The sequence below is a fragment of the Sphingomonas sp. CFBP 13733 genome (assembly GCF_014841795.1).
GTDB classification, from domain to species: domain Bacteria; phylum Pseudomonadota; class Alphaproteobacteria; order Sphingomonadales; family Sphingomonadaceae; genus Sphingomonas; species Sphingomonas aerolata.
Map to the genome: position 1 here is coordinate 60849 of NZ_JACYUP010000008.1, position 25417 is coordinate 86265.

General features: G+C 60.3%; 21 protein-coding genes. 6 read left to right on the forward strand and 15 right to left on the reverse strand.

What is annotated here, in order from left to right; translation table 11 throughout:
• Window positions 1-17: 17 nt before the first annotated feature.
• The 10 genes from virB10 to IFT71_RS18910 all read right to left on the reverse strand — a co-directional run bounded on the left by virB10 (window position 18) and on the right by IFT71_RS18910 (window position 8913).
• Window positions 18-1265, reverse strand: coding sequence for a type IV secretion system protein VirB10 (gene virB10, locus IFT71_RS18865; RefSeq protein WP_192142856.1), 1248 nt, complete (start codon window positions 1263-1265; stop codon window positions 18-20).
• Complete coding sequence (gene virB9, locus IFT71_RS18870) at window positions 1262-2119, reverse strand: P-type conjugative transfer protein VirB9 (RefSeq protein ID WP_010218643.1); 858 nt, start codon at window positions 2117-2119, stop codon at window positions 1262-1264. Before virB9 ends, virB10 begins: the two co-directional genes overlap by 4 nt.
• Window positions 2116-2805 carry a virB8 family protein gene (locus IFT71_RS18875; RefSeq protein WP_192142859.1) on the reverse strand — a complete coding sequence of 230 codons (690 nt, stop codon included), beginning with the start codon at window positions 2803-2805 and terminating at the stop codon, window positions 2116-2118. The genes virB9 and IFT71_RS18875 overlap by 4 nt, the downstream gene beginning before the upstream one ends.
• Before the next feature lie 360 nt (window positions 2806-3165).
• A complete protein-coding gene (locus IFT71_RS18880) occupies window positions 3166-4119 on the reverse strand; it encodes a type IV secretion system protein (protein WP_192142861.1) in 954 nt (317 codons plus the stop codon).
• Window positions 4120-4123: 4 nt separating this feature from the next.
• Window positions 4124-4372 (reverse strand): EexN family lipoprotein, encoded by a 249-nt coding sequence (locus tag IFT71_RS18885; RefSeq protein ID WP_192142863.1) that lies wholly within the window; start codon window positions 4370-4372, stop codon window positions 4124-4126.
• On the reverse strand, window positions 4369-5091 hold the full coding sequence (locus IFT71_RS18890) for a type IV secretion system protein (RefSeq protein ID WP_192142865.1): 723 nt from the start codon (window positions 5089-5091) through the stop codon (window positions 4369-4371). The genes IFT71_RS18885 and IFT71_RS18890 overlap by 4 nt, the downstream gene beginning before the upstream one ends.
• Before the next feature lie 12 nt (window positions 5092-5103).
• Entirely contained in the window at window positions 5104-7512 is a 2409-nt protein-coding gene (locus IFT71_RS18895) for a VirB4 family type IV secretion/conjugal transfer ATPase (protein ID WP_192142867.1), read from the reverse strand.
• The gene (locus tag IFT71_RS18900; RefSeq protein WP_026046796.1) at window positions 7505-7843 is read right to left on the reverse strand and encodes a type IV secretion system protein VirB3; all 339 of its coding nucleotides are present in this window, start codon (window positions 7841-7843) and stop codon (window positions 7505-7507) included. Before IFT71_RS18900 ends, IFT71_RS18895 begins: the two co-directional genes overlap by 8 nt.
• Before the next feature lie 42 nt (window positions 7844-7885).
• Complete coding sequence (locus IFT71_RS18905; protein WP_192142869.1) at window positions 7886-8254, reverse strand: TrbC/VirB2 family protein; 369 nt, start codon at window positions 8252-8254, stop codon at window positions 7886-7888.
• Window positions 8251-8913 (reverse strand): lytic transglycosylase domain-containing protein, encoded by a 663-nt coding sequence (locus tag IFT71_RS18910; protein ID WP_192142871.1) that lies wholly within the window; start codon window positions 8911-8913, stop codon window positions 8251-8253. Before IFT71_RS18910 ends, IFT71_RS18905 begins: the two co-directional genes overlap by 4 nt.
• A 437-nt stretch (window positions 8914-9350) precedes the next feature.
• Here IFT71_RS18910 and IFT71_RS22035 point away from each other — a divergent pair, with 437 nt between their 5' ends.
• The 5 genes from IFT71_RS22035 (at window position 9351) to IFT71_RS18935 (ending at window position 13317) form a co-directional block, all read left to right on the forward strand.
• Window positions 9351-9761 carry a type II toxin-antitoxin system PemK/MazF family toxin gene (locus IFT71_RS22035; protein WP_192142873.1) on the forward strand — a complete coding sequence of 137 codons (411 nt, stop codon included), beginning with the start codon at window positions 9351-9353 and terminating at the stop codon, window positions 9759-9761.
• Window positions 9762-10184: 423 nt separating this feature from the next.
• Window positions 10185-10367 (forward strand): hypothetical protein, encoded by a 183-nt coding sequence (locus IFT71_RS18920; RefSeq protein ID WP_244655050.1) that lies wholly within the window; start codon window positions 10185-10187, stop codon window positions 10365-10367.
• Window positions 10368-11577: 1210 nt separating this feature from the next.
• Window positions 11578-11895 carry a transposase gene (locus IFT71_RS22040; protein ID WP_446740774.1) on the forward strand — a complete coding sequence of 106 codons (318 nt, stop codon included), beginning with the start codon at window positions 11578-11580 and terminating at the stop codon, window positions 11893-11895.
• 33 nt (window positions 11896-11928) lie between these two features.
• A complete protein-coding gene (locus IFT71_RS18930; RefSeq protein ID WP_192142880.1) occupies window positions 11929-12135 on the forward strand; it encodes a hypothetical protein in 207 nt (68 codons plus the stop codon).
• A gap of 117 nt (window positions 12136-12252) precedes the next feature.
• A complete protein-coding gene (locus IFT71_RS18935; protein ID WP_192142882.1) occupies window positions 12253-13317 on the forward strand; it encodes an aldose epimerase family protein in 1065 nt (354 codons plus the stop codon).
• Here the strand turns inward: IFT71_RS18935 and IFT71_RS18940 are convergent.
• The 5 genes from IFT71_RS18940 to IFT71_RS18960 form a co-directional block, all read right to left on the reverse strand.
• On the reverse strand, window positions 13304-15244 hold the full coding sequence (locus tag IFT71_RS18940; protein ID WP_192142884.1) for a hypothetical protein: 1941 nt from the start codon (window positions 15242-15244) through the stop codon (window positions 13304-13306). The genes IFT71_RS18935 and IFT71_RS18940 overlap by 14 nt on opposite strands.
• 39 nt (window positions 15245-15283) lie before the next feature.
• On the reverse strand, window positions 15284-18151 hold the full coding sequence (locus IFT71_RS18945) for a glycoside hydrolase family 31 protein (protein ID WP_192142886.1): 2868 nt from the start codon (window positions 18149-18151) through the stop codon (window positions 15284-15286).
• A 162-nt stretch (window positions 18152-18313) separates the two neighbouring features.
• Window positions 18314-20524 (reverse strand): hypothetical protein, encoded by a 2211-nt coding sequence (locus tag IFT71_RS18950; protein WP_244655052.1) that lies wholly within the window; start codon window positions 20522-20524, stop codon window positions 18314-18316.
• A gap of 270 nt (window positions 20525-20794) precedes the next feature.
• On the reverse strand, window positions 20795-21523 hold the full coding sequence (locus IFT71_RS18955; RefSeq protein ID WP_192099406.1) for a FadR/GntR family transcriptional regulator: 729 nt from the start codon (window positions 21521-21523) through the stop codon (window positions 20795-20797).
• Window positions 21524-21604: 81 nt separating this feature from the next.
• Window positions 21605-24433 (reverse strand): TonB-dependent receptor, encoded by a 2829-nt coding sequence (locus tag IFT71_RS18960; RefSeq protein WP_244655053.1) that lies wholly within the window; start codon window positions 24431-24433, stop codon window positions 21605-21607.
• Window positions 24434-24607: 174 nt separating this feature from the next.
• On the opposite strand from IFT71_RS18960, the gene IFT71_RS18965 reads away from it, so the two are divergent.
• Window positions 24608-25402 (forward strand): IclR family transcriptional regulator, encoded by a 795-nt coding sequence (locus IFT71_RS18965; RefSeq protein WP_192142888.1) that lies wholly within the window; start codon window positions 24608-24610, stop codon window positions 25400-25402.
• Window positions 25403-25417: the final 15 nt, after the last annotated feature.

Consider the following 25417-nt stretch of genomic DNA (forward strand, 5'->3'; position numbering starts at 1 on the left):
AAGATGGCTCGATACGTTCACTTGAGCGCGAGTCCGTAAACGTCCGCGAAATTGAAATCCTTCGCGACGAAAATGCCGACTTCCTCGCCCTGGTTCTTTTTGAGGACCGGGCGGATATTCTGCGACTGCTGGAGCGATTGCCCGGCCGCGTTGGACGGCTGCGACACGTTATAGCTTCCGCTGCTAGCAACTGCGTTCGATCCCGCCTGTCCGGCCGCATCGATGAGCGACAGCATGACAGCACCGCCGAAGCGCGCCCAAAAGAACGTATCGACACCGCCAGCCATGCCAGCCCGGCCGAGAGCGTCAGACGCGGGCGAGCCGAGTTCGATCGCAACGCCGCGAGGCGTCGTGGCGCGAGTCCAGACCACGAAAAGGCGGTTTTGCCCCTGCTGGAGTCCTCCCTGATACTGGCCGAGAACCTTCGTCCCCTTTTCCAGCAAAACGACACGACCATTCTCGCTGAACACGTCGCGCGGCACGATGCAGGAGGTATAGCCCGGCTGCGTCGAGTTCATCGCGGTTTGCAGAATGCAGGGGATCAGCGTCCCGGCTGTGATGAGGTAATTTCGGTTTGGCATCATCGTCGCGCGAGATTCACCGATCGACGATGCCCGGCGCAGCCGGTCGAGTTCGCCGGGCGCTTCCTGTTCCGCCGAAGCGTTCTGGATGCCCCCGAGCTGACCGCCGCCATTGTTACCCGCTGGCGCCCCAGCTTGCCCGCCCGGGCCGCTATCGTCGCCAGCACCGAACACGAGCAGCGGGGATCGGCGGCTTTGTTGTGCGAGAGTTTGCGCGGGCGACATTTGGTTTGCGCCCCCCTGCCCGGTCGCTGGATATGCGCCCGGTTGGATCGCCGGCACGACTTGGCCGTTCGCGAGCGTCGTCGTCCCCGGTGTACCTGGCGCGACGTTCAACGCCCCAAGCGTCGGCGCGTTGGGATCGGTCGCAGCGGTGGCGATCGTCGGCGTACCGTTCTGATATTCGGCAACCTGTCTTGCCGTATCGGTCTGCCGCTCCTTGGCGCTCTTTGCCATCGCCATAGTGTTTGTCGTTGCGGAGTCATCGCGGCCCCCGAGGTTGATCCACAAGAGCGCCGCAACGACAAGAGCGCCGCCCGCGATCGGAGCAATCTTGCCGGTCTGTTTCGCCCGGCTGACTGGCGTAATACCGCGCTGGATATCGGCCTGTTCGGGCGTGCGGTCGCGGATTGGCGGGGTACGGTCGACAGGCTCGCTATCGGTAATGGGCGGAATCGTGCTCAACGCTCTTCCTCCTTCATAGTCCGCTCCACGAGGGGCGAGGCGGTATCGGTGCCGTGGTCGACGCCGTAGGTTTTGGGGTTTTCGTTGTAGATGCAGACGACTTCCGCACCCCGACGGAGGCGGAATTGTTTGGCTACCGTGTGGATCACCATGAAATCGTCGCGCACGTCGAACGGGACTAGGGTTTCCTCACCCGTAGGTCGCACGAGGTAGACCGCTGGCATTTCGCGATTTGCAGGAAAGCGCAGCACCGTAAATTGCCCGTTGTCGGAGACTTCCGAGGGAGCGAGATCCGATGAGCCTTGGAGCGAATAGGCGAGGTTGCGCGGCCCTTCCAAAACGCCATGATCGAGCGCGCTTTTCATCGCGGTTTCCTGCACCTTGGCGAGCTGGAGCGCCGCTTGCAGGGTCCGCATCCGCTCTTCCTTCAATCGTTCGTCTTCCGGATACCGAAAGCGAACCTGAAAGAATGTGTCGCGGGCATTGGCTTTGATCGAGCCTGTCCGTGCGGTCAGCTCGAATGTGTAGTTTCGCAACTGCCCGGCGTGCATCGTCGAGACGATCAGGTTCGTAGGACCGGCGCGCTCGCGAGGCTTAATAAACACTAGGTTGCCGCGCGGAACGACCTCCCAAGCGATGCTATCGCCAACAGCGACGTTGACGATTTCCTCGTCACTACCGAACAGCACCTGTGTTGCCGTGCGGAAGACGCCGACGATCCGGTAAACCTGTTCCGGATCATAATTGACGGTGCGAACGCGTGGATCGGCAAAGCCAGCGCGAGGCGTTTCGGATGCCAGCGCAGGAACCGAGATTAGGCCCAGCGCCAAGGCCGCGAGTGCAACCCGCGTCATCGTCCGACCACCACTGGATCAGCGCGGTAGTTCTCGACTTGGAACCCGAGAGGATTCCGGTAGCGGTCGCCTTCCGCCATTGGCGCATTGGTGTAACCGAACGTCACAGTCGCAATCCAATCGGTTGATGTGGGTTCCGTGGTCGCGGTCTGAACGGTGCGCGTGAAGCGCACGTTAGCAACGCGGTTGTTGATGAAAGTGATGTTTGTCACCCGAGCATTTGCAAATCCGTTTTCACCAAGCACAGCCCGAGGGCTTTTAGGGTTTGCCACGTTCATAAGATCGGACAAGCGTTGTTGCTCTGGTGTAGTAGATAGGATTGCTACAGCGTTGAAATCTTCCTTACCAGAAGCTGAGTTCCAGCTTTCACGCAGACGAACGTAATTCGCGAGGAAATACTTGGAAACCGCTTCATCGTAAGCAATCTGTTTTTTGCCACTTAGCTCCGTTTGAACGTCGACAGCGCCCGTCGTTTGATTAACGCGGACGGTGACGAGTTCTATACGCTTGAGCGGCACGAGCATTGCGACAGCCCCAAGGCCAGCAATGCCGGTTGCAGCACCAACACCCGCGATGATGTAGGCAAACCGCTTCGATTTGATCGCAGCGCGGGCGCGGTCCTCGTCCCAGCTTCGCGCATCGGCGAAATACTTTTGGAGGTCGGACTTTGAGACACCTTCGGCCAATTTAGGCTCCTATCAGCAGCTAGCGAAGACCCGACGCGAGGCGTCGGGCGTGAGGGCGGACGTTGCCGCAGGATCGGGCGAGAAGACCTGTGCGGGCGCACCTGGCGCTGGTGGCGCTGGTATGGGAACCGGCACGCCCTTTTTACCGGGGACGTACACGACAGGCGGCGCACCCGGCAGGATGCTTCCGTAAGGGTTCGCTGGCCGCTTGTGTCGACCGTCACAGACAGCGAGCTTAGGCGTTTTGGACGTGGCGCACCCAGCGAGCGGACCCGCAAGAGCGATGACGATTGCCGCGAGTCTAAACCCGCGCGAGCGTCGGTTATTCAAATTGCAGATCATGACGTTCCCCGAGCTAGATTAAGTTTTCGCGACCGAGCCGCCACCGGAGGATTTTCCACCCCCGGCCCCGCGACCGCCGCCACTACCGCCCTTTGTCGGCAACCACCGTTGACCCGCAGCACGGGCGACGTTGCCAACAAGATCGCTCGCGCCAGCCGACGCGCCGCCAGCAATGCCGGAAGCGATTGCGGGAGCCTGAAAGAAGAAGAATGCGCCGAGCGCAAAGAATGCGATGTAAAACATTGCTACTTCTACAACATCGCCCGTACCGGCCTTTTTCAAAACCACATCGCCCATATCCGTTATGAGCGCTGCCATTGTCGTTATGATGGCGAGCAGAATAATGTAATTGAAGGCTTGGTTAAGCCAGCCGTTAAAGTAACGCTTCCCCCAATCGAAGAGGGATAAGGCGATGAAGATCGGCCCCATTGCAATGATAATCGCTAGCGATACCAAGGCCAGCATACTCACACCAAAACCTATAACTGCCGCGATTTCAGCAAAAAGCTGCACAACCAGCGACAGAACGTAGAGCTGAATTGCCTTTCCGGGTGAGGTCCACGTGACCAATCCGGCCTCTGTCTGTAGTCTGTCAGCGATTACCAACGACTGCGCCTCAAGGCCGTCAAAGACCGCCCCCATTGAGGTGTAGGACTTTCCAGCAACGGCTTGAGTAATAGCCTCTGGAGCGCCGTGGAAAAGCGGATTGGTAATCCAATCTTGGTAAGCAACAGTCGTTGCCGCTGCGAAGATAATCGCCAGCTTAACGCCACGGTAAACGAAGTCGGTAAGTGGCTCTTGGACAACCCCGCGCATGATCGCGAACGCATATACCGCAATGTATATGACCAGACCCGATAAGAGCGGCCCGCGTACTCCGTCGACTACGGATGCATAGCGAGCATTTAGAAATATATTGAGTTGCGTAGTAAGATACACATATGCGCTCGAAAAAAGATCGGGGCTGTCCATCGGCTTAATTTCCTAAGCGACGTTTGATGGTTGCAGCACGATCAACCCGAGACTGTGCCAGAACTGCGTCCCCGCACTCCACTTGTGGTTGATAGTTGTGGTCCCCGACGCCTGTTTTACACGCCTTGATGACGGTCGCTCGTTCCTGATCGTGCGTCATGAAGAACTCTTGCGAGCGCGGCTCGACTGGCACCTCTTTTTGACACCCACTTACAGCGAAGGCCGTCGCAATCAGCAAAACTGCGATCTTCACTGTGTCACCCTCCGCTTGATCGTCGCGGCGCGATCGGCAGCAGACTTTTCAAGCATTTGCTGGCCGACTAACTCGCGTTCCGCCGTGCGCCGCGCTTGCACCGCCTGGAACTGCATTAGATCGTTATCGATATGCGCTTGCTCGACCGCGATCCGGGCCTGAATGTCTTGCACCTGTTTTTGCGTTGTTGCCGTGTCGAGCGACTTGCGAAGCTGCTCTAGCCCCTGCGTTCGCGTGCCAGTCGCGCCATAGGCAGCCTCAGCAATTGCGGCGTCTGTCGCGGCAGAATTGCCAGCGGAATCGAGCGCCGTCCTGTTGGCACGGTCCCGATCGGAAGCGGTGCCATTCAGCGCGGGAATGTCCACGCGACGCCCGTTGCGGATATTCGTTGCAGCCGTGCCAAGCGACCCGAGCTGATTGTTCGCGCCGCTCATCAGCTTTTGGATATCCTTCGCTTCGGAAGGGATCCAATTTCGCGATTGCGGGCTGTTGAGGATCGAGCCGATATCGTTGACGTTGGTGATACCGTTCGCGGCGTCATACGCCTTCACCGCCTGATTATACGTCTCTTGCAGCTTGTTGAGCTGCGACGCGGCGGTCTTCGCCTGTTCCAGCAGCTTGAGGTATGAAGTCCCATCATAGACGGGGATGCCCTGCGCTGCCGCTGGTGCGGTTGTGCAGAGCATGAGCGCGGCGAGTCCGATTACATATCGTTTCATCGTCTTCTCTCCTTACTTGAGCCACTTGCGGCGGCGGTGGAACTCGGGAAGCCAAGCCTTGGGATCGTCCCCCAACTCGGCGCGCAATTCGTCGAGAAGCCCGACAGTCGACGACCGGCCCGACAGGATCGCCAGCGCGTCGTCGAGGCCGTCGAGGTCGAGTTTCACCACGATTGAATCGTGACCCTGCTTGATGAGGAATTGCCGGGATTCCGGAACCAGCTCGCGACGGATCAGATTGAACTCTTTCGCGGTCAGACCCAGCCCGACGCGATAGCTTTCCTCGCTCGCCTTCGGGTTCGGCATGATGATGAGCGTTGCGACCTGGCCGACGATGCTACTCGCGATCGGAGAGCGCAGCGCATGATCCGGGTTCTGTGTGCCGAAGATCAGGAAGGCGTTGCGCTTACGGTAGGTAAGCAATGCGTCTTCAATGTACCGGGTGAATTGCGAGTCACCCAGCGCCTTCCAGAACTCGTCGATATCGATGACGAGACGCTCTTTGCGGTCCAACAGCTCTTCAAACCGCTGGAACATATACATCATAACAGGGGTGCGAACTTCCTCGTTATCGAGGAAATCCGTCATATCGAACCCGAGGAAACGCGCCTCCAGCCAGAGCGCATCGGCCTCGTTGTCGAATACCCAGCCGAGCGGCCCGCCTTCCGCCCAACGCTCCAGACGCGCGCCGATGCCTTCCGCATCCTTGAACCCCAGCACTTCGCGAAGGGCGCGGATCGAGCGTTGGTGAGCAGGAAGACGGCCGAGAGCAACCAAGCCCTCGTGAATTAGCCGCTCTTCCGCGACAGTCAGATGCGTGTCCTCGCGGCGTACCAGTTGGCGGATGAAACCGCTAAGGAACGACACATTTTCCGGGGTATAATCAAACGCCTTGAGCGGCGCGAAGCCGGTCGGAAGGCCGTTTTGCAGGGACAGATATGTCCCGCCAGATGCACGGACATAGATTTCCGCGCCGCGATCTTTGTCGATAAAGATTTGCCGCGCGCCGCTTTTTTCCAGCATCGCCATGAAGAAGTTTTGGACGACGGTTTTACCGCTGCCGGTCGGTCCGAAAATGGCCGTGTGACCAATATCGGCAACGTGGAAATTGAAATAGTACGGGGACAGCGCGGTTGTCTGGAGCAGCGCAACGGCCGACCCCCAATGGTTGCTATCGGGCCTTCCAGCCGGCAAAGTATGGAACGGCGACATTGCCGCAAAATTGCGTGACGTGATGACCGAGGGCCGCGCGCGCCAAGTGAAATTGCCGGGGAGCTGACTCCAGAACGCGGCTTCGTTCGCGCTTGTCTCGCGTGCTGACACCATTGCGGCGTCCGACAGAGCAGCGCGCGCCGACGACAGGTTATCGTTGAGCTGGCGAACGGTATCGCCAAATACAGCGATCGAGAAATGATGTTCGCCCATCACGAAATGGTTATCCGCCAGATCGTTCGCGGCGTCGTACAGCGCTTCGGCCTGCGACACGGCTTCGTCGTCAGTGCTGCCGAGCTGGCGGCGCTTACGGATCAGTCGCGTCATTCCGTCATTCTTGCCGAGGAACGCAAACGAGTGCGTCATCACGAACTCGAAATCCGCGTTGAGCAGGGAATCAAGCATCCCCGGCCGGGTGCGTGACGGATATTCGCGAATGCCGAAAAGGCCGAGAAAGCGGCTACGGTCATGCGCGCGAATTTCGACGGCTTCGCGTCCGAAGATCAGGCGTTCGCCATAGAGCGCCGAACCTAGATGACCACGCACCAGCGGAATCCGCCGATATGCGCCCATCATAATCAGCTCCAGAACCTCCAGCGGTTCGGAGAACAGCAGATCGTCAAACTCATACAGGCCGAGGCGTTTCGGAGAGAGCCGCCCGAGCAGCTTTGCCGTCTCGCTGGCGCGTTCGTTAAATCGCTGTAGGTCTTCCTCGTCGACCTTTGCCAGCGCATCAACGCGAGCCTGTTTCGACACCAGATTTTTGAACGCCACCGCGAGCTTGTCAGCAGCGCCAACAGCCGGGCGCATGACGATCGACAGGTAGAGTTCGTTGACGAACATGCGTTCCGACGTGACCCGGCCGCGATACGTCTCGTTGAGGTCGCGGGCGAACTCCGATCGGAATGCGCCATCCGGATAAGTGTCGGTGCGGCGGCGAACGGTATGCGTCCACCATGCAACGCGTTCGTCCGCGCTATTGCGGAGAATGCTGTTTAGATTTTCGTGCCACGAATTGAGGTCCGAGCGATCGGCCGTCTCAAATGCCATGCCGTCGAGACGAAACATCGTCAGGAGCGAGCCGTCATCGAGCGCAATCACATGATCGTCGATATGGCGTGAGTATGGGAGGAAGCGCTTAGGTTCCTGTTCGCGCTTGGCGATGTTCCAAGGCGTCTGGAGCTTTTCGGCGACGGTCGGTTTATTCACCTGCAAAACCCTTGCGCTTGAGAGCCTTCACAGGGAGCGGCGAGTAAGAGCTACCGCCCCACCACGCGCGGTCCCGGTTTTTCCACTTCGTTTGAACGCCGAGGTTCAGGAGCCGGAAGGCGTTGGGATCGTGACGCACGACAAGCCGGGCGATCCCGAATCCGACGACTGCGACAATCACGCCGTAAATCGGATTGTCCGAGACGATCAGGACGAGGACGCCCGCGATCGCCATCGGAATACCGGCCTCGATGGGGACGCCGAACCACATAGCCGGGCGCGTGACCGCCAAGAAAAGCGGCTCGCTGATTAGTGGTTCGTCGTCACCCAAGATCGTTCTCCAGTTGGTTTAGGCGTCGTCAGCAGCGATCGATCAGCCGCCCACGATTTGATCGAGGAACCACGACGCGCCGAAGATCAGGAAGCAGCCGCCAACGACGGCGATCAGCGGCCCGGCACTCGCGCGGCCGGTGAAGAAGCGATAGCCGGTGACGGCAATCGCGATGACCGCGACGCTCTTTGCGAACGTCCCGGTTACGAACTCTTTGATCGAGTCCGCAAAGCTCTGAATGTTGCCCGTGCCTTGAGCGTAGGCAGGATGAGCGATCAGGCAGCACGCGACCGCCGCAATGGCGAACCGCGTCAGATCCTTTGTACGACGGGCGGAATCATAATGCCCGTTGAGGTGTTCGTGGTGTCGTTTCAGCACTTGTCCGTCCTTTCGGTAGGTGTTGCCCGTCATTGAAACACCATCACGCCTTGCACGCTCACAGCAGGAGCCTCCCGAACGGGAGAGCCTTCCTCTGGTAGGCGTACAGGCGGAGCGGGTTGGGGATCGGCACGGCGGGCGACCGCGCCGAAATCTGATGGCCGGTTCATGGCTAGAACCGTGGAAGGGGGAGCCAGCTTAGGAAGCCCGGCAATGCTAGGAACGACCGTCCCGGCCGAGCCGTACACGCGGCCGACATAGCCGTTCGTAAAGCCGCGCCATTCCTTGCCGGTGTTATACATCGACAGCGCCGTAGCGAGCGCGTGCTGCGTCGACTGCGAACGCGGCAGGACGCGGAGATAATTCGCGGTCAGCACTGTAGCGGCTGCGGTCAGGCTACGGCACGGATCAAAGGCGTCTTCGATCGACAGGTTTAACCGTCGAAGGTTCGCGCTGTTAATCTGACCTAGCCCGAGGTCGATATTATATCCGGCACGGATAAGGGCATACGCCGTATTTACGGCTTCGGCGTAGCTGCGCGGTTTCGGCTTGGACCGACCACCACGATTGACGCCGATCGCCAGCGAATTGAACCGGCTTTCCGTGTGGATCACCGATAGCATCGTTTCAACGGCCACACCTGGCGCGCATTGACGCGCCAGATCAGCGGCAGCAGCGATCTTAAAAATCATGGATGCTGCCCCGGTTAGTGGAGCGAGCTAAATCGTTTCGCGGGGGCCATCCGTAGAGTGACTTGACCGAACAACCTTGCAGTCCACGATCCAGGCGTATGAGCGTAAAATGACGTAGCTATGTCAGCAATGCTGCCCTTACATTACAGTGTTTGTTGAAAGTTTCACTCTTCAATCTCAGAATTTACTCGTACGGGTGAGCATGGAAAAACAGGCAAAACACAATCCTTATAATATTAAAAACAAGGTAAACGTCATAAACAGTCATAGATTCAATCGCTTGGACGGATGGTCGTGGTCAGCTGGTGGGACCGCTTTCGCGCGCCCTTCTCGGCCTCCAGCTCCAGCCAATCATTCATGTTCAATAGTACAAGGCCGACGGCCGTGATCGCCGCGGCATAGCTGGCCTCGTCCAAGAACGCGCGTTACGAGCAAGCATGCCGCTTCCTTACCATCCCCGACCGGGCACAATCGTTATCTGCGATTACACTACAGGCTTCAGAGCTCCGGAGATGATCAAGCGACGGCTAGCGGTTACGATCTCGCCCAAACTCAAACGTCGAGACGCGCTGGTGACCGTCGTACCACTATCAATGTCTGCCCCTACCCCGGTCGAACCATGGCACATCGAGGTGCCCAATGAGATTTCAGAGCCGTGGGGACCAGGGCCGCGCTGGGCCAAGTGCGACATGGTAGCAACTGTGGGCTACACTCGCCTCAACCTTCCTCATAGCAAGCATCGCGTGACCGGCGTTCGGCAGTACCATCAGATCGAACTTGAAAAGGCTAAGGTTGACCAACTTCGCCGAGCTGTCTCAGCAGCAATCGGGATCGTCATTGAACCTTAAGGAACAGCAGCGTATATGCCTCTCGTTCCTGCGCTACCCGGCTTGCCGGGTATCAGGCTTAAGTCCGGAGTAATCCGGCAGGACCCTCGGCGATGCAAGCTAGGGGTTCGATAGACCCCAGCCGGGAAACCGGTTGGGGTTTTTCGTTTAGCGCCTGGGGCACGTATAACTTCTGACAGCAGGCATTTTGGTCGATGGCCCAACAGCGAGCTCGCGATCCCCAGATCACGCCGTTTACTGTTAAAGCTGTACGTTCCTGCCGCTTCGCGATCTGCTGCCGGAACGAGGTCCGGCTCTCCACTAACGAAGCTTCTTTCGCCCGCAGATAGGGCATTTTGGCTGAATGACCTCGGCAAATCACCCGTAAATGCCACTGCCGCCCCCGCGACGTTTATGATAGAAAGCCATATGCTCAAGACAAGAATGAAGCGGGTCGCCGATCGCGGCGATCACGCAGTGCGGCGCCTTGCCGAGATCGAAGCCTCAATCGCGAACCTTTCCAAAGAAGATCTGCTCGATTTGGCTGACATATTTAAAGCCGAACCCCGCTCACCAATCGGGGATACGGCGTTTGTTGAAATGGCGCGACGTAATATCAGCCTTTGAAGACCGATCGAGAACAGGTTAGCAGAATCATGAGCCCCACCGAAGTAAATCGATAACGCGCAATGATATCCCGCAAACTCTCACGATCATGATGAAGTAACGGCGTAGCGATGGTGACGAATGAACCCGGATCAATGAGATTGGTACCCTGATACAAGATGACGGGGCCTTCTATCTTCGCCGCGATGTTGGTGGCGCTACGAGCTGGAACTGCACCACACCCCGATAGATCCGGTAACGAAGCGCGTCCGGCTCAGTGGTACGTTGATTGGCTCATGTCTGGCAAATGCCGACGGGGTTGCCCCAGTTTAGCTGGTCAAGCATGCCTCTGGTTTACATTGTCAGCTACTCAATGCAATTCTGATTCAACCTGACTAATTGCCGTTGCGCACAAACCACGAACAGCCATGAACCAGCGGATCATTCATGCCTGCGGTCACGAGCGGGCTCACTATCTTTCCGGCTTTGACAGCTAGCAGGAACGAAAGGCTAAGTGGCTCAAGACGACTACCTGTCGAGACTGCATCGTTGCGGAAAAGCGGGCTGAGAAGGTGCCGCGGTAGCGTTAAGCAACGCAAGTCTCACACCTTGCTCTTCCACCGCTAACCGGCACCGATCGGCAAATCAGCTGGGCGTCGACGATCAGGGCCAAGCAGCTCGCAGCGCTAACCAAACCCAAACAGTGACGCCGACTGTAACGCATGCCTTCGATCACTGACGTCAAATGATGGATCGATTGCCGCGATCTGACTGACGTTGATCTGATGGCAGCCGCGAACCAGGCGTCAAACATGCAAAACGTGCCGATGCTCATGCCATCGACTACGAATCTCGTGATCGCCCTCTAAAGGCAGAGGCTGACCCAGCGATCCACGCGGCTAAGCCAGACGCATCCCTAATGTGTTCGAGCAGGGTCTAGACCTCCGGAATGAGGTGTTCGATCTCGCTGTTTCCAACCCTGTTTGAACGAGGATTGTGTCCCAAATCGCATGCTTACTCAGGGTATACCAGCAATATACGCCAGACAGTCAGACAGTCTGAAAACGTCATGATGGATTATTTCGTGGTGGCCGGATCGATATGATCCGGCATGGAATACAGGAAGGGCTTTCCCGTGATCAAATACTGCTGCTGGCGTCGGTTGATGACTACGTATCGGTGAACAACCTGACATGGTTCATCGCGGTGTTCATCGACGAGCTAGACATAGATGAGCGTGCTTTTGGCTGGAGCGACCCAAGGCGCAGGTCGGCCCGGCTATGACCCTGCTGATATGCTGAAGCTGTACCCCCACCTCTACGGCTATTTCAACCGGGTCCGGTCGAGCCGGTGCCTGGCGGCAGAGGCGGGACGCGACCTGGGAGTAATGTGGCTGCTGGGCGGCCTGCGACTGGACGTTCGCACGATCGCGGATTTCCGGGGGCGTTCCCCCCAAGCTCCAGGCAATGGCTTACGCCGCCCTCATCTCGCATGCGTTCCGGGTCGCCTCACCCAATTGAATGCCATATCGCGGCCGAGGGCGGACTGATCCGCAATCGGTATCGATGGGCAAGGGTATCGAATGACGGACTTGTCGGGGGACGACCGAAACAGGCTCGCCCGTCCCGCGCCTATGGAGCGCGGGGTCAACCATCTGATCGCAGGCGGTCATTTCGAACGGAAGTTCGGGCGATGGCCGCTTCCCCCGAATGATGCCGTCGCGACGATCAACGACCTGATCTTCGCCCGCATGATCAACCCCGATTGGTCGGCGCTCCAGCGTACGTGAGATCAAGCACATAGACAATGAGACAGGTCCGAGGAATGCCTTTATCCGGGCGTATCAGCATCTTCTACGGTATATAGCCATACGCAAACTGGATCCGGAGCAGATATGCGTCAGATAATGATTGTTCTTGCCCTCACTTTAGCACCGGTCGCTAGTGCACAGTCGAGTAACGATGTCATCGAACTTCACAATGACACCGGCATGGTCGTCCGTCTGATTCCATTCGGCGCTACGGTTACACAGATCGAAGTCCCCGATCGTGACGGCATCCCCGCGAACATACTGCTCGGCTTCGCGACCCCGGCAGAGTTTCGCGCTAAGAACAGCAAGGTGTCGTTCGGTGCGACGATCGGCCGCTATGCTGGACGGATAGCAGGCGCGGGTTTCACGATCGACGGCAAGCCGGTGCGGCTTATGGCGGACGACGGCCCCAACGCGCTCCATGGGGGCGGCAAGGCCAAGTTCGACACGCAGCAATGGTCGGTGCGGTCGCGAAGCTCCCGAGCGGCAACCTTTAGTCTGGACAGTCCTGACGGCTTCCAAGGCTTTCCAGGGCGACTGCAGGTCGCGGTAACCTATCGGTTGATTGGCGGGAACGCGCTGCAGATCGACTACGAGGCGCGGACCTCGAAGCCGACGGCGCTCAATCTCACCAACCACGCCTATTTCAACCTGGCTGGCGAGGGCAGCGGGTCGATCCGCGGGCAGCGCTTGCAGGTGCTCGCGCGACGCTATGTCGCAACGGACGCCAGCGGCATCCCAACCGGCGCCTTTCCGTCCGTCGTCGGCACTCCGCTCGACCTGCGGCAACCGCGCGCGCTCGGGCAGGCGATCGACAGCCGCGTACCGCCGATGGGCGAGCATGGCTACAACCACGCCTGGCTGTTCGACAAGCCGCTGGGTAGACTGGCGACGGTAGCGCGGCTCGACGATATTGGATCGGGCAGGACATTGAGTGTGGAGACGACCGAGCCGTCGATCCAAGTGTATTCGGGCGGCTATATCGACGGGTTGGACAAGGGCCCTAGCGGCCGCGTGATGCGCGCGTTCGACGGCATCGCGCTCGAGACGCAGCATCTGTCGGACAGTCCGAACCGCCCGGACTTCCCTACCACGCTACTGCGCCCCGGGCAGGTTTTCCGCTCGACCACGATCTGGCGGTTCGGAGTTAGTTCGCGCTAGCGACGCCGCGGCCGAAAGCGCGGAACGAATGGGCCGGAATGCTAAGCGCGAACGCCGGCCGGCTGTCTCCCATCGCACCGGTGATCTCGCCGGCTGCCGTGAGCGAGGTCGGCCCGCCGATCTCTTGCAGCCGCGCCGCACCGGTGACGCCGACCCGGATGGTGACCGCCGTGTCGCGGTAGTTCTCTATAACGAACGTGCCGTTGTCGTAGGTAAACAGCGCGACCTCGGCGGGGGCATCGAGCAGTACCGGGGCATGACGCGCCAGCACCGAGCGCAGCTGCGTCAACACCGGCTGGGGCAGCGCATAGAGGTCGGCCGGGTTCTCAGGCACGGTCACCATGTACAGCGTGCCCTTCGAATAATGGTTCATCAGCAACATTGGATAGCCCTTGGCGCCGGCATATGCGCGCACCAGCATCCAACTGTCGTTGGTGTAGAAACGGATGTCGGGGATCAGCACCGGTCGTGGATCCGACGCGTCGACGAGCGGGGTGCCGTTGCCAGCCCCGAAGCCTTGGATGTAGTTCGACACGCTTACGGTGTTTCCAGTGGGGTTCCATTCTGCAAGGTCGGCAAAGCTATGACCGGACAATGCCTTAACAAGTCCGGAGGTGACCACGACGTCGGCACCGCGCCGCAGCGAGCCCTTGATCTTCTCGATGATCGCCGGGTCCGCAGCGGCCGCCTCCGTTAGCAGCACCGTGTCGGCGGTGTCAGGATATCTAGGCGACAGTTCGACCGGCACGCCCATCGTGCCGAAGTAGTTGTGAAGGAAGTCCTCGCCCGACGACTGATAGGGCTTGTAGCTCGCGACGCCGACGGGCTTGCCAAGCGCCCCCAGGATCGGATCTATCCGCTCGAGCGCGAGCCCCGCCGCACGGCCCCAGCCGGGTGTTCCCGGCGTGCCACCTGATCGCCAGCGCGCCAGCTCGGAGGTCCAGTCGAAGCTCGTCCGGTCGGACGACCATGGCCTGTCGCCGGCGATGGCCGGCGCATCCTCGCTCATCGGACGCCAGTTGAACAAGGTGACCTCGGGCGCCTTTGCCCAGAACGTGTCCCACAGCTGTTCCGCATAGCGATCAACCGAGCGAATGCTGGCAATGTCGACCCACCCCCCGCCATTCCCGCCGGGGCGAATATTCTCGTAATAGCGGATGATCAAATAGCTTTCATATTGCTGCAGAAACTGATCGGTCAGCGTCGGATCGCGCGTCTCCGTGCCCGCATAGATACCGTCGAACGCCTGCGCGTTCTGGTCGAGATCGTAACCCAAGCCCTGGAAATGCTCGTACCAGTTCGGGTATTTGATAATCATCCGGACGCGCGCATTCTCCGCCTTGGCGGGGCGGATCACCAGGTCACGCGCTACCTTGCGCATGCTGTCGAGCCGATATTGCGTCCAGCTGCGCTTGCCCTTGGCGGCGATGTTCGCGTCGGATTTCGACGTGTAGAAGAAGAAGTCGTCCAGGATCACTTCGTCGAAATGGCGTGCTGCCAGCCGGCTGGCGCGTTCGCATTCTGCCCGATCGTCCGCATCCTCATAGTCGAAGGTGCCGAACTGGCCATTCTTCCCACCGGCCGCGAGCGTGATGCCGCCCGCGGTCGCGATGCCCTTCTCTTGAAAATAGCCCTTCACCCGCTCCAACTCCTCGGCGGTCGCGAATTCGTGGTCGCGATACGCCTCGATGTAGACCTTATCGAAATGCAGCTGCGAGGCGGCGCGAGCGAACTGTCGGTCGAACGTCGTGCGGTCCGCGAGGGCGCGGGCGTCCTTGACCGCGATGTAGATCGCGGCGCGTAGATTGGCATAGCGTGCCACCGGCCGCATCGGCGACTGCTTTATCGGAGCCTGGCCCGATTGCGCGATTGCCGTGGTTCCGGCTCCCATTGCGGCCATCAGGGCCAAGGCGCGCCATACCGTCATCTGCATTCCTCCCATGTCGTCTGTCGTTGGTCGTCGCCGTCAGCGGTTCCGTCTCGCTAGTTCGACCGGCCGGCCAGTGTAGGTGACCTCCGCGTCGTACGCGTCGTCCTTGGCCGTCTGACCCGCGACGACCCATTTCACGCGCAACTTGCGCGTCGCAGGCATGCCTTCCCATCTGCCGCCTTCAAGTGGCCCGAAGCGCACTGTGCCGCTGCGGTCGTCATAGGCGATCGGAATGCGCGAGAAGGCGCCCGTCTTGTATCCGGTGGACCGTCCGTCGTCCTCGTACAGCGAGAAGCTGCCGTCGGCGCCCGGGTAGATCAGGATCGTCAGCGGCGCGTCGCGGCGCTCGTCAACATATTGCGTCACCGGTCCCGTCGGCACGATCGCCCCCGCCCGCACGAACAGCGGCAGCCGTTCGAACGGCGCGTCGACCGTAGCGCTGGTGCCACCCTTATAGACCCGGCCGCTATCGAAGTCGTACCAGGTCGTGCCGCTGGGGAAGTAGACCGACCGGTTGCGCGCCTTGTACGACGTCACCGGCGCCACAAGGAACGCGTCGCCGAACAGATACTCGTCGTCGATCCGGCGCACTTGGCGGTCACCAGGGAAGCCGGCCGCGAGCGCGCGCATGATGCTGCCGTCCTTCATGTAGGTGTCGGCACCCACCGTGTAGATGTACGGCAATAGGCGATAGCGCAGTTCGTCGTAGCGGATCATCGACGCCCGCATCGGTGAGCCTTCTGGGCTGATCTCGTAGATCTCGCGATACGGATATTCGCCATGGCTGCGGAACAGTGGGCTGAACGCGCCGAACTGGAACCAGCGCAGATTGAGCTCGCGCCACTCCTGCAGATCGGCTGCGGTCGGCGTCTTGCTTGCGAAGCGATCCTCGACCGCAAAGCCGCCGATATCGTGCGTCCAGTTCGGGATGCCCGACATCGATGCGTTGACGCCGGCCGAGATCTGCGCTCGCAGATCGTACCAGCGGCTGGCCACGTCGCCCGACCAGATCGCTGCGCCGTAGCGCTGCAGACCGGCGAACCCGGAACGGGTGAGCAGGAACGGCCGCACGTTCGGCTTGTACGCGGTCCAGCCGTCATAAAAGGCGCGCGCGTTCATCAGCGGATAGCTGTTGAAATACTGAGCTGCGGGCCCGATCGCCGTCGGCCCCATCTGTTCGATACGCTGGACGATCGAAGTGTTCGAATGCTGGTCGGGCTCGGACGCGTCGGCCCACCAGGCATCGACGCCCAGGTTCGCGAGCCGCCCCTCGATCTGCTTCCAGAAGATGTCGCGTCCCTTGGCTGAATAGGGATCGTAGATCGTGCTGGCGAAGCCTGGGCCGACCCAGTCCTTGTTCCCCTGGCGCAGATTGCCCTGGTACACGAGACCCGCCGCCGCGAGCTCCTTGTACGTGTCGGTCGTGGGATAGAATTTCGGCCAGACCGAGATCATGAAATTGGCGTGATCGCCGTGCACGTCTGTGAGCATCTTCGCCGGATCGGGAAAGCGCGTGGCGTCGAAGCGGTGGCTACCCCACTCGGGGTCGCGCCAATAGCGCCAGTCGAGCACGATGTTGTCGAGCGGGATGTTCAATTTGCGATACTGATCGACCACACCCGTCAGCTGGTCCGCGGTCTCGTAGCGCTGACGCGACTGCCAGAAGCCGTACGCCCATTTGGGCATCATCTCCGACTTGCCCGTGATCTGTCGGTATCCCGCGATCGCGCCGTCGATGCCACCGCCGGGAATGAACCAATAGTCCTTCGCCTGACCTACCTCGCTGGTGAACCACAGCGAATGGCGGTCCGCGTCGGGCATAGGATCATTGTGGAAGAACGCGATGTAGCCGGCGTTCGGCTCCCACTCGATACGGATTGCCACAGGCTTGCCGGCCGTCATCGGCAAATCAACGTTGGCGAACCACGGGTTCCAGTTCTGTCGCCAGCGGTCGAGCACGAGCTTCCCGTCGGCGTAGACCTTGTAGTAGCTCGACCCGTAGAGCTTGAACTTGTGGGTGCCAGTCGCGGTAGGCATAACGTCACCGCTCCACACCACCGTCTGCTTCTGCACCGCGTTGCCAGCGGTGTTCTGGCCGCCAGTCGCCGCGACGGTACGTGCCTTCGCGGCCTCTGGCCACTTCTTTTGATCCTCGATGAACTGGTAGTCGATCGTGGGCTCTTGCCGCGTCACTGCGGACTTGCCGTCCAGGAAATACTCGGCCCGCCAGCCGGGCTTGCCACCGCTCGTGACCTTCATTCCCTCGCCTACGAAGGCGTAGGGCTTGGGATTGCCGACGCGAGTGATCGAATTATTGTCCCACAGCAGGCCGTAACCACGCGTCGAGACGACGAACGGAACGCCGATATCCATGTTGTGCTGCGCGAGTTCAACGTCTTCGCCGTTATAGTCCATCTGCGTGTTCTGATGCTGGCCGAGACCGTAGAGCGCCTCGTCGGTGCCGCGGTTGAACTGCTGCGAGACGGAGACATATGGCTTCCCGTCCGCGGTGGCCGGCGCGAAGCGGACGGGACCGGCTTCGGCGAGCAGCGGCTTGCCGGAGGGGTCAAGGAAGCGGACCTGACCGGTGGCGAGCGCAACTTCCGCGGTTGCCTTGCGGGTGGTGATACGCACCTGTCCGGCGGACTTGGCCACTTCGAACGTACCCACGGCGGGCGGCTGCGCCACCATCAGGCTTGGAGCGCGAGGGGCCGTACCGGCACCCTTCGGCGTCGTGACGACGTGGATGATGCCGTCGCCGTGCACGGAGACCTCTACGCTCGCGGCGGAACCACCTGCGGGGGTCACCTTGACGCCCCCCGTGGTTCGTTCGAACCTCTGTGCGTGTGCATGAACTGTTGTCATCGCGCTGCCGAGCAGCAGCGCCGTTAAAATTGCCTTCATCGTCATTCTCCCGGATGTCGTTCGTGGCTCAGTGCTAATGGCCCCTCGTGGACTTCAGCACTCGCGGCCGTTCTGGAAATCGCTAGACTCTCAATATTCTGGTGTCCCGCCCGAGGGCAGGTTGCGCTGCGTGCATTCCCGCTGGAACGATACCTTGCGGGCTCATCGAACCTCCACGGGGTCGCCGTAGAACAGGCCGCGACCGTCTGTACCGATATAGACGCGGCCTTCGCGCCGAGGATCGCCCGAGATGACACGGTACCGTGCACCCCAGCGATGCGCGTCGTCGTCGATACGCGACCAGCTTCCCCCGCGGTCTACCGATCGCCACACACCGTGAATGCCGTCGAGCGTTCCGACCGCGAACAGGCCGTTCTTGCCGAGCCCGTAGAGTTCGACACGGAGGTTGCCGCTGGCCGGCGCGAAGCTTTGCCCGGCATCGGTGCTGAGGAACAGCCGCTCGCCCGCCTGCAGCCACAGCGTGCCCGTCCGCGCGGGGTCTGCGACAAGCGCGCTCTGCGCCTCGCGGTCCTGTCGCCCGGCCCGGCTGAGACCGGCGGGCAGTCCGCGCGCCGTCACGGCCGAGAAACTAGCCGCCGCATCGCGCGAAACGAGTACCCGGCTGCGCTCGACGTCCACGGCGTAGAATAGACGCGGATCACGCTTGTCGGCCACTGCGCGGGTCCTGCCCTGCAGGCCGCGAACCACGGACCAGCTGTGTCCGCGATCGCGTGAGACTTGCGGAACGGGGGTCGCCACCACCATCGTCGCGCCGTCCGCCGAGACGGTGATCGGCCAATCGCCATTCAGATCCTCGCGTTTCGCCGGATCACCCATCGGCGGCAACTTGACCATCGTCCACGTTCGGCCGCCATCCTCGGAGCGGCCCATCGAAGCCTCGCGTGGGCGATCAAGATACAGGCTGCCGCTACGCACGATCACGTTCGGGTTGAGCCCGGCGTAATCGACATTGTTGGTATTCGACATGTACGGATTGATGAAGGTCGGCTGTGGCGAACGGTCGAGATCATCATGGACGAAGCCGGCCAAGTCCCCAAAGCCCGAGATCAGTGGCGCGCCGCCTGTCGGCGACGCGAGGGTGATGACTGCGGTCTGTTCGATGCCCTTGGTCCACGGCGTCCAGTTGACGCTCGTACTGCTCACCCCGTGTGTCGCATAGACCGTCGCACCGGTCGTATAGGCGATGTGTGCCGGATCGAATGGATCGATTGCAAGACCTGAGATCCAGTGTCCGAAATCCGCGCCTTTGCCTTCATGCAGCAGGAACGGCGTCTCGGATACGTTGCGCCTGCTGCGAGGACCGACATCGTCCCAGCTGCGCCCGTCGTCGCGACTGATCCAGAGCGAATCCCCATGCCGATATCGGTCGACGGTCGTGACCGCGACGGTGCCTGGCGTCATCCGCGAGACCGAAACACCAAGGAATGCTCCCTCCGCGCCGGTTTCGCGCCACGCCGTCGGCGTCACGTCGCGTCCGCGTCCGTCTGCCTCGTAGCGCCACACCGCGCCGGTCGCGATTCCGCTTGGTCCAAGCCCGCTCGCATAGCCGACCCACAACACGCCACGCTCATCGACCACGCCCTTTGCCGCCAGCATCGGCGGTCCTTTGACCGCAACCCACGTCTGTCCACTGTCGTCCGATCGATAGAGATGTACTTCACCCGGATCTGCTACGCCCGCCCATATTCGACGGGACGGCCTGCTTTCACTACCGCTTGTTTCGTCGATCGCCACGAAGGAGACGCCGCCATGCGTTTTTCGGGACGCCGGGCGTCCGAGCCCCGCGACGGGGAAGCTTGCGACCTTGCCCCAGGTCGCACCGGCATCTTCGCTGCGCCACAACCCGTCATGACGCGAACCGAAGAACAGGCGACGCGTCTGATTTGGATCGACAGCTAGCCGCTCGCCGAGCCCGCGGCCGTCCTCATTACCGCCCATCGCGAACGGCACCGGCGTGACGCGCCATGACCGCCCCCGATCCCCGGACCGGAGGATCGCGGCCGGTTGGCCCGCGTTCATGCCGGCGGCCATGTAGACAATATCCGGGCTGCGCGGATCGGGCGCTATGCTTTCGATGCCCATGTAGCTCGGGACGGCGTTGCCGTCCTGCAGCGGCAGCCAGCGCTGTTCCCTGTCGTCCCAGCGATATGCGCCCCCCATATCCGTGCGCAGATAGGCGAGACCGCGCTCCGCCGGGCTGAAGACGATGTTGGGAGCATAGCCGCCTGCGCCAACCTTCACGTTGGTCCAGCGGTACGGGGCAATTTCAGGCGGGCGAGCCGACGCAGGAACCGTGAGCATCAGCACAGTTGCACCAATCGCGCGCCATCGTCTAGGAAGTGATCGGATCATGAGGGCTCCCGCATCGTTGCAGTGCAATTTCGTGCGATGACCTGTTCGTGAACCGGCATTGCGGTCCCAGCTTTATTAATCATGTCGCAAGTGCGCCTTACCAGATCGACGGCCGCTAATACATCACCCGTCGACTCTAACTCTTAAATGGCCTTAAAACCGTACACCTGCATTGTCAGAGTCTGGCCGTCATAGCTTAATTAAATCATCGTATATTCGATCAGCCAGATGGGGGGGGCAAACACCAAAGACGGTGGCGTCAAGATTGACCTACCTGCCTTCGTTCTCGACCTTGCGGATCAGGATCATGAGGTCTTCGATAATCGATCGAGACGCAATACTGGCGGAAATTGGGTCATGCGCGGCAATAGCATCGAGTACCGCCCTGTGCGCTGCAAGGCCTGCGTCGCGGTCGTTGAACCGGTTAGTAAAGCTGATTGAAGTCCGCAATGCAGTCGAGACGAAACTCTCGAACTGACTGAAAAAGGGATTGTTGCATGCTTGTAGAATGGCGATGTGAAACACGATAGTAGCCTCAAGTGCGTCATCATCGCCTTGCTGAGATGATTCCATCTGTGCATAGCCAGCGGCAATCACCGCAATATTTTTAGGCGTCGCAGAACGCGCAGCGAGCTGTGCAGCCATCGGCTCAACGGCAAGGCGAAACTCAATAAAGCTGCGCAACAAAGGTAGCGTGAATCGACGTTCGAGCAACCAGTTGAGCACGTCAGCGTCGAAGAGGTTCCATGCTGAGATGGGCTGTATAAAAGTTCCTTGTTTCGGACGCGCATAGAGCAAACCCTTCGCAGTCAGCATCTTGATCGCCTCACGTGTGACCGGCCGACTTACATGATGCTCAGACGCCAAAATGGCTTCCGTAGGAAACCGCTTTCCATCGTAACGCCCGGTAACGATCTCACGCCCCACGAAATTGAATAGCCGCTCAGTCAAATTTCGGCCCGGTGTCATGCGCATCTGGCTTGGCTTAGCTTCGGTCATGCTGTTCGACCGCTCAATTCAGATGTGACTACAAACACTCCTGTTAGATTACGTCATCATCTCAACGTGAAAAAGTCGCGATCAGAAGGTGATTCGCGCCACGCCGCTGATCTGACGATCGTTCGCAATCGAATCACGGGGGCGGGACTCAAGGCCATAATAGGTCTGCTGGATCGTATTCAACAGATTGACCCCGTTAAGCGTCAACGACAGATGTGGCGTCACGTTCGCCGTGATCGACGCGTCGAACTGACCCGACGCCTTTTGAAACACCGGCAGATTGCCCGATCCGTTGCCGGATGTGAGCCTCAGATACTTGCTGCGCCAGTTGTAGGCGACGCGCGCCGAGATAATGCCACGCTCGTAAATGCCGATCAAGTTATAATTGTACTTCGACAATCCTTGTAGCGGCAGCTGACGGACGGGGCCCTCGGTCGCTGGGCTAGGCGCCGATGAGTCGACGAAGGTGAAGTTCGCCTGCGCGCCCAGGCCCGCGAGCGGCCCCGGCAGGAAATCGTAGAATTGCTGATAGGCAACTTCAGCGCCCTTTACCTTGGCGTTGCTGACGTTGCTGTACGAGGTGACGTTGTATAGCGCGGTCTGGCCGTCGGTAAAGGTGACGTTACGCTGCGAGATGCCGGTCTGGATATAGTCCGAGATATCTTTGTAGAACCCGGCGACGGTGAGCGATCCGGTGCGCGAGAAATACCATTCGGCTGACGCATCGAGGTTTTTTGAGGTCATCGGCTTCAGATCAGGGTTGCCACCCGAGGTGTACTGCTCCTGCCGGATCTGTGCGATGCCCGGCTCGGTGATGTTCAGGCTCGGGTTGAGCTGGCTCAGCGTCGGGCGCGATATGTTCTTAGACAGCGCCAGACGAAGCTGCATCTTTTCAGTGAGATGTGCGCGCAGGTTCAAGCTCGGCAACACCGAGGTGTAGTTGTCGCTGCTCACGATCGGCACGAAGGTGGTAGGCCCGGTTACCTGCGGACCGCCGGCAACCGGGGTGACTAGGTCGGTCTGCTGATAGAAGCCGTCGACGTTCAGCTTGGTCCGCACCACGCGTACACCGATATTGCCGTCAATCGGCACGGGCAGTGTATCCGCTTTGAAGAAGGCAGTGGCATAGCCAGTATAGGTCTTCTGCGACTGGTTGCTTGTGCTGCTAGGCAGATAGGACGGCGTTGTCGGGATACCGAGTGTGCCAAGCGTCGTACCATAGTCACGCGTGATTCCGCGTGAGAACAGCAGCGCATTGCCGAATAGATCAGCGTCCCCCCGGAAGAACTTGCTGAAATTGCCGAATTCAAGCTGCGCAGGCACCGCGTTCAGGCCGGTGTAGCGATAGCCGGTGTCGCTCGAGCGGCTGGAGCGATCGGCATAGCGAGCACCGACCTTGATCGACTGCAGGACACCGCCGTCCAACTTGTACTCGGCATCGAGGCGGCCGGTCTTATCCTTGCCACGCGAGTTGCTCAGGTTATCAAGATAGAAAGCGGACGCGTAATTCGCGGGGTTCTCCAGTCCGCCGGGCGCGGTGATCTGGAACGAGGGGATGTCGCCGCTGATGTCTTGGATCAGCGTAGCATTGCCAACGCCGTTGAGGCCCACGATCGAGCGGAGGCCGTTCGTCTTTGAATCGACGAACTGGCCATCGGCGGTGATCGTTAGGCTTGCGCTCGGGCGCCATTTCGCGTTCAGCGAATAGTCGGTGGTCGTCGAGTGACGCTTTTCGAGGCTGGTGTTGGCCGCAAGGCGGATGTCCCGGAACGATCCGCTTTGAAAATCGCCATTCGGGCCAAACGCGAACGCGGCGCCCGGGATTGGGACGACGTTCAACGCGCCTTCCGCAGGCTCCGCGAAGTAGCTGAAATCGTCATAGCGGAACTTGTAGTCGTTGCGGAACAGTTCGCCCGTGATCTCCAGCGTGTCAGTCGGCCGCCACTGCAGCGACGCGTCGATCCCGAACCGCCGGCGTGCGCCATTGACCTGGCCGATGCCGGTGCCGTGCGGAATGGTCGTGACCTGCCCAGTGCGACCAAGCGACGATAACGCCGCGAGGGATGCCGCGCGAATGATTGGATCAGGATCGTTCGGATCGAGCGTCTCGAACGGCTCCGTCGAGATCGTGTCCTGGCTAAACACGGTCTTCTGGTACGAAGCGCTGACGAGCAGGCCGAATTCGCCGATCCCGGTGTTCCAGCGATTGCTGACGAGCAGCGAAGCGGTCGGCTGGCTCTTGCGCGCGAGGTCGTAATAGGTGTTCGTCGCCGCGGCTGAGACCTTGAAGCCGTTGAAGTCGAACGGCTTGCGGGTACGGAAATTGATCGTACCGCTCAGCTGGTCCTCGATAAGGTCCGCCGACGGGTTCTTGTAGACGTCGATTCCGGCGAGCAATTCCGAAGGCACGTCCTCCAAACTCAGCGAACTGCTGTTGGCGCTAGCAGTGAAGATGTCGCGGCCATTCAGTTCGGTGCGGACCTGCGTCAGGCCACGGATCGCAACCGAGCTGCCCTCGCCGTAGTTACGCTGAATCTGGATGCCCGAAATGCGCTGCAGCGCCTCGGCGATGTTGCGGTCGGGCAGCTTGCCGATGTCTTCGGCAACGATCGAATCAACGATCTGCGCAGAGTTGCGCTTGATATTCTGGGCCGACTGAAGGCTGGCACGGACGCCGGTGACGACGATATCGGCTTGATCCTGCGCCGGTGTAGTGCCTTCGGCCTGAGCGCCGGCGACGCCCTCCTCCGCGCTAGGAGCAACCGTACCGCTCTGCTCCGATGCCGTCGGCACAGGTGTTGCCGTCTGCGCAGAGGCGGGCATAGCCCAGCCCAGTAGGAGCGCAACAACGGACGTCCCGGTTGCCAGATGCATTCCTCGAACGCGACGCGCAGCAGCCGAATCAATCATCGTGTAATCCTCTTCAGACCCCGGCTTCTCATGGCCAGAGCGCTGTACAATCCTATAAACCTGATAAAACGATTATGAAATATAAAAAGTGCTTTCATGTGTGAATCTTTGATGGCACCTCTGACCCGATCAGCGGTCTCGCAGAAGCCGTGATAAGGACGCTGGAGAGAAGGAATGGCCGACAAATCGCGCTATCAGGCGCCTGCCCTGACCAAGGGTCTTGAGATCCTGGAGATGCTCGCCTCTGCAGCCGGCCCGCTCAACATGTCCGACATATCCATCGCGCTTGGACGCTCCGTCAGTGAGATTTTCCGGATGCTGCAAGTGCTCGAAGAGCATCACTACATCACGCGCGGCGACGACGGCTATCGCCTCACCAACCGGCTCTTTGCGGTGAGCATGGGCCAGCCGCCGGTTCGCGATCTCGTTTCGACGGCCCTCCCCACGATGCACGACGTCGCGCGCAACACCGGACAGAGCTGCCATATGGCGGTTGCGTCGGGAGCCGAAATGGTGGTGATCACCGGGGTCGAGGCGCCCGGCTTATCGGGCTTTGCGGTGCGCGTGGGCTATCGCCGTCCGTTATATAGTTCGGCCTCGGGGCGCATTCCGCTTGACTTCCAGCCGTCGGAAGCACGGCGAGCCATGCTGGAGGAGATTCGCCTGACCAGTGTAGCGATTGACGAAGCGGCGCTCGTTGCGCAGCTCAACAGGCTCGTCGCGGATGGTGGTGGCGCAACCGCAAGCCCTGTACTGACCGGCATCACCGATCTGTCGGTGCCAATCCTCACTGCTGGCTTCGCTCGCGCGGCGCTGACCGTGCCGTTCGTTGACGGTCCCGCCAGTCGCTTAACGCTGACAGCCTCGCAGAATGTGCTGCGCACGGCAGCCGCAGCGATCGCGGGACAACTTACGCCTGTGGTAAGGGACGGCGCCGGTGCTATCCAGCAGGTGGAGAGCGCAGCATGACCCCTTCCCGCCGAA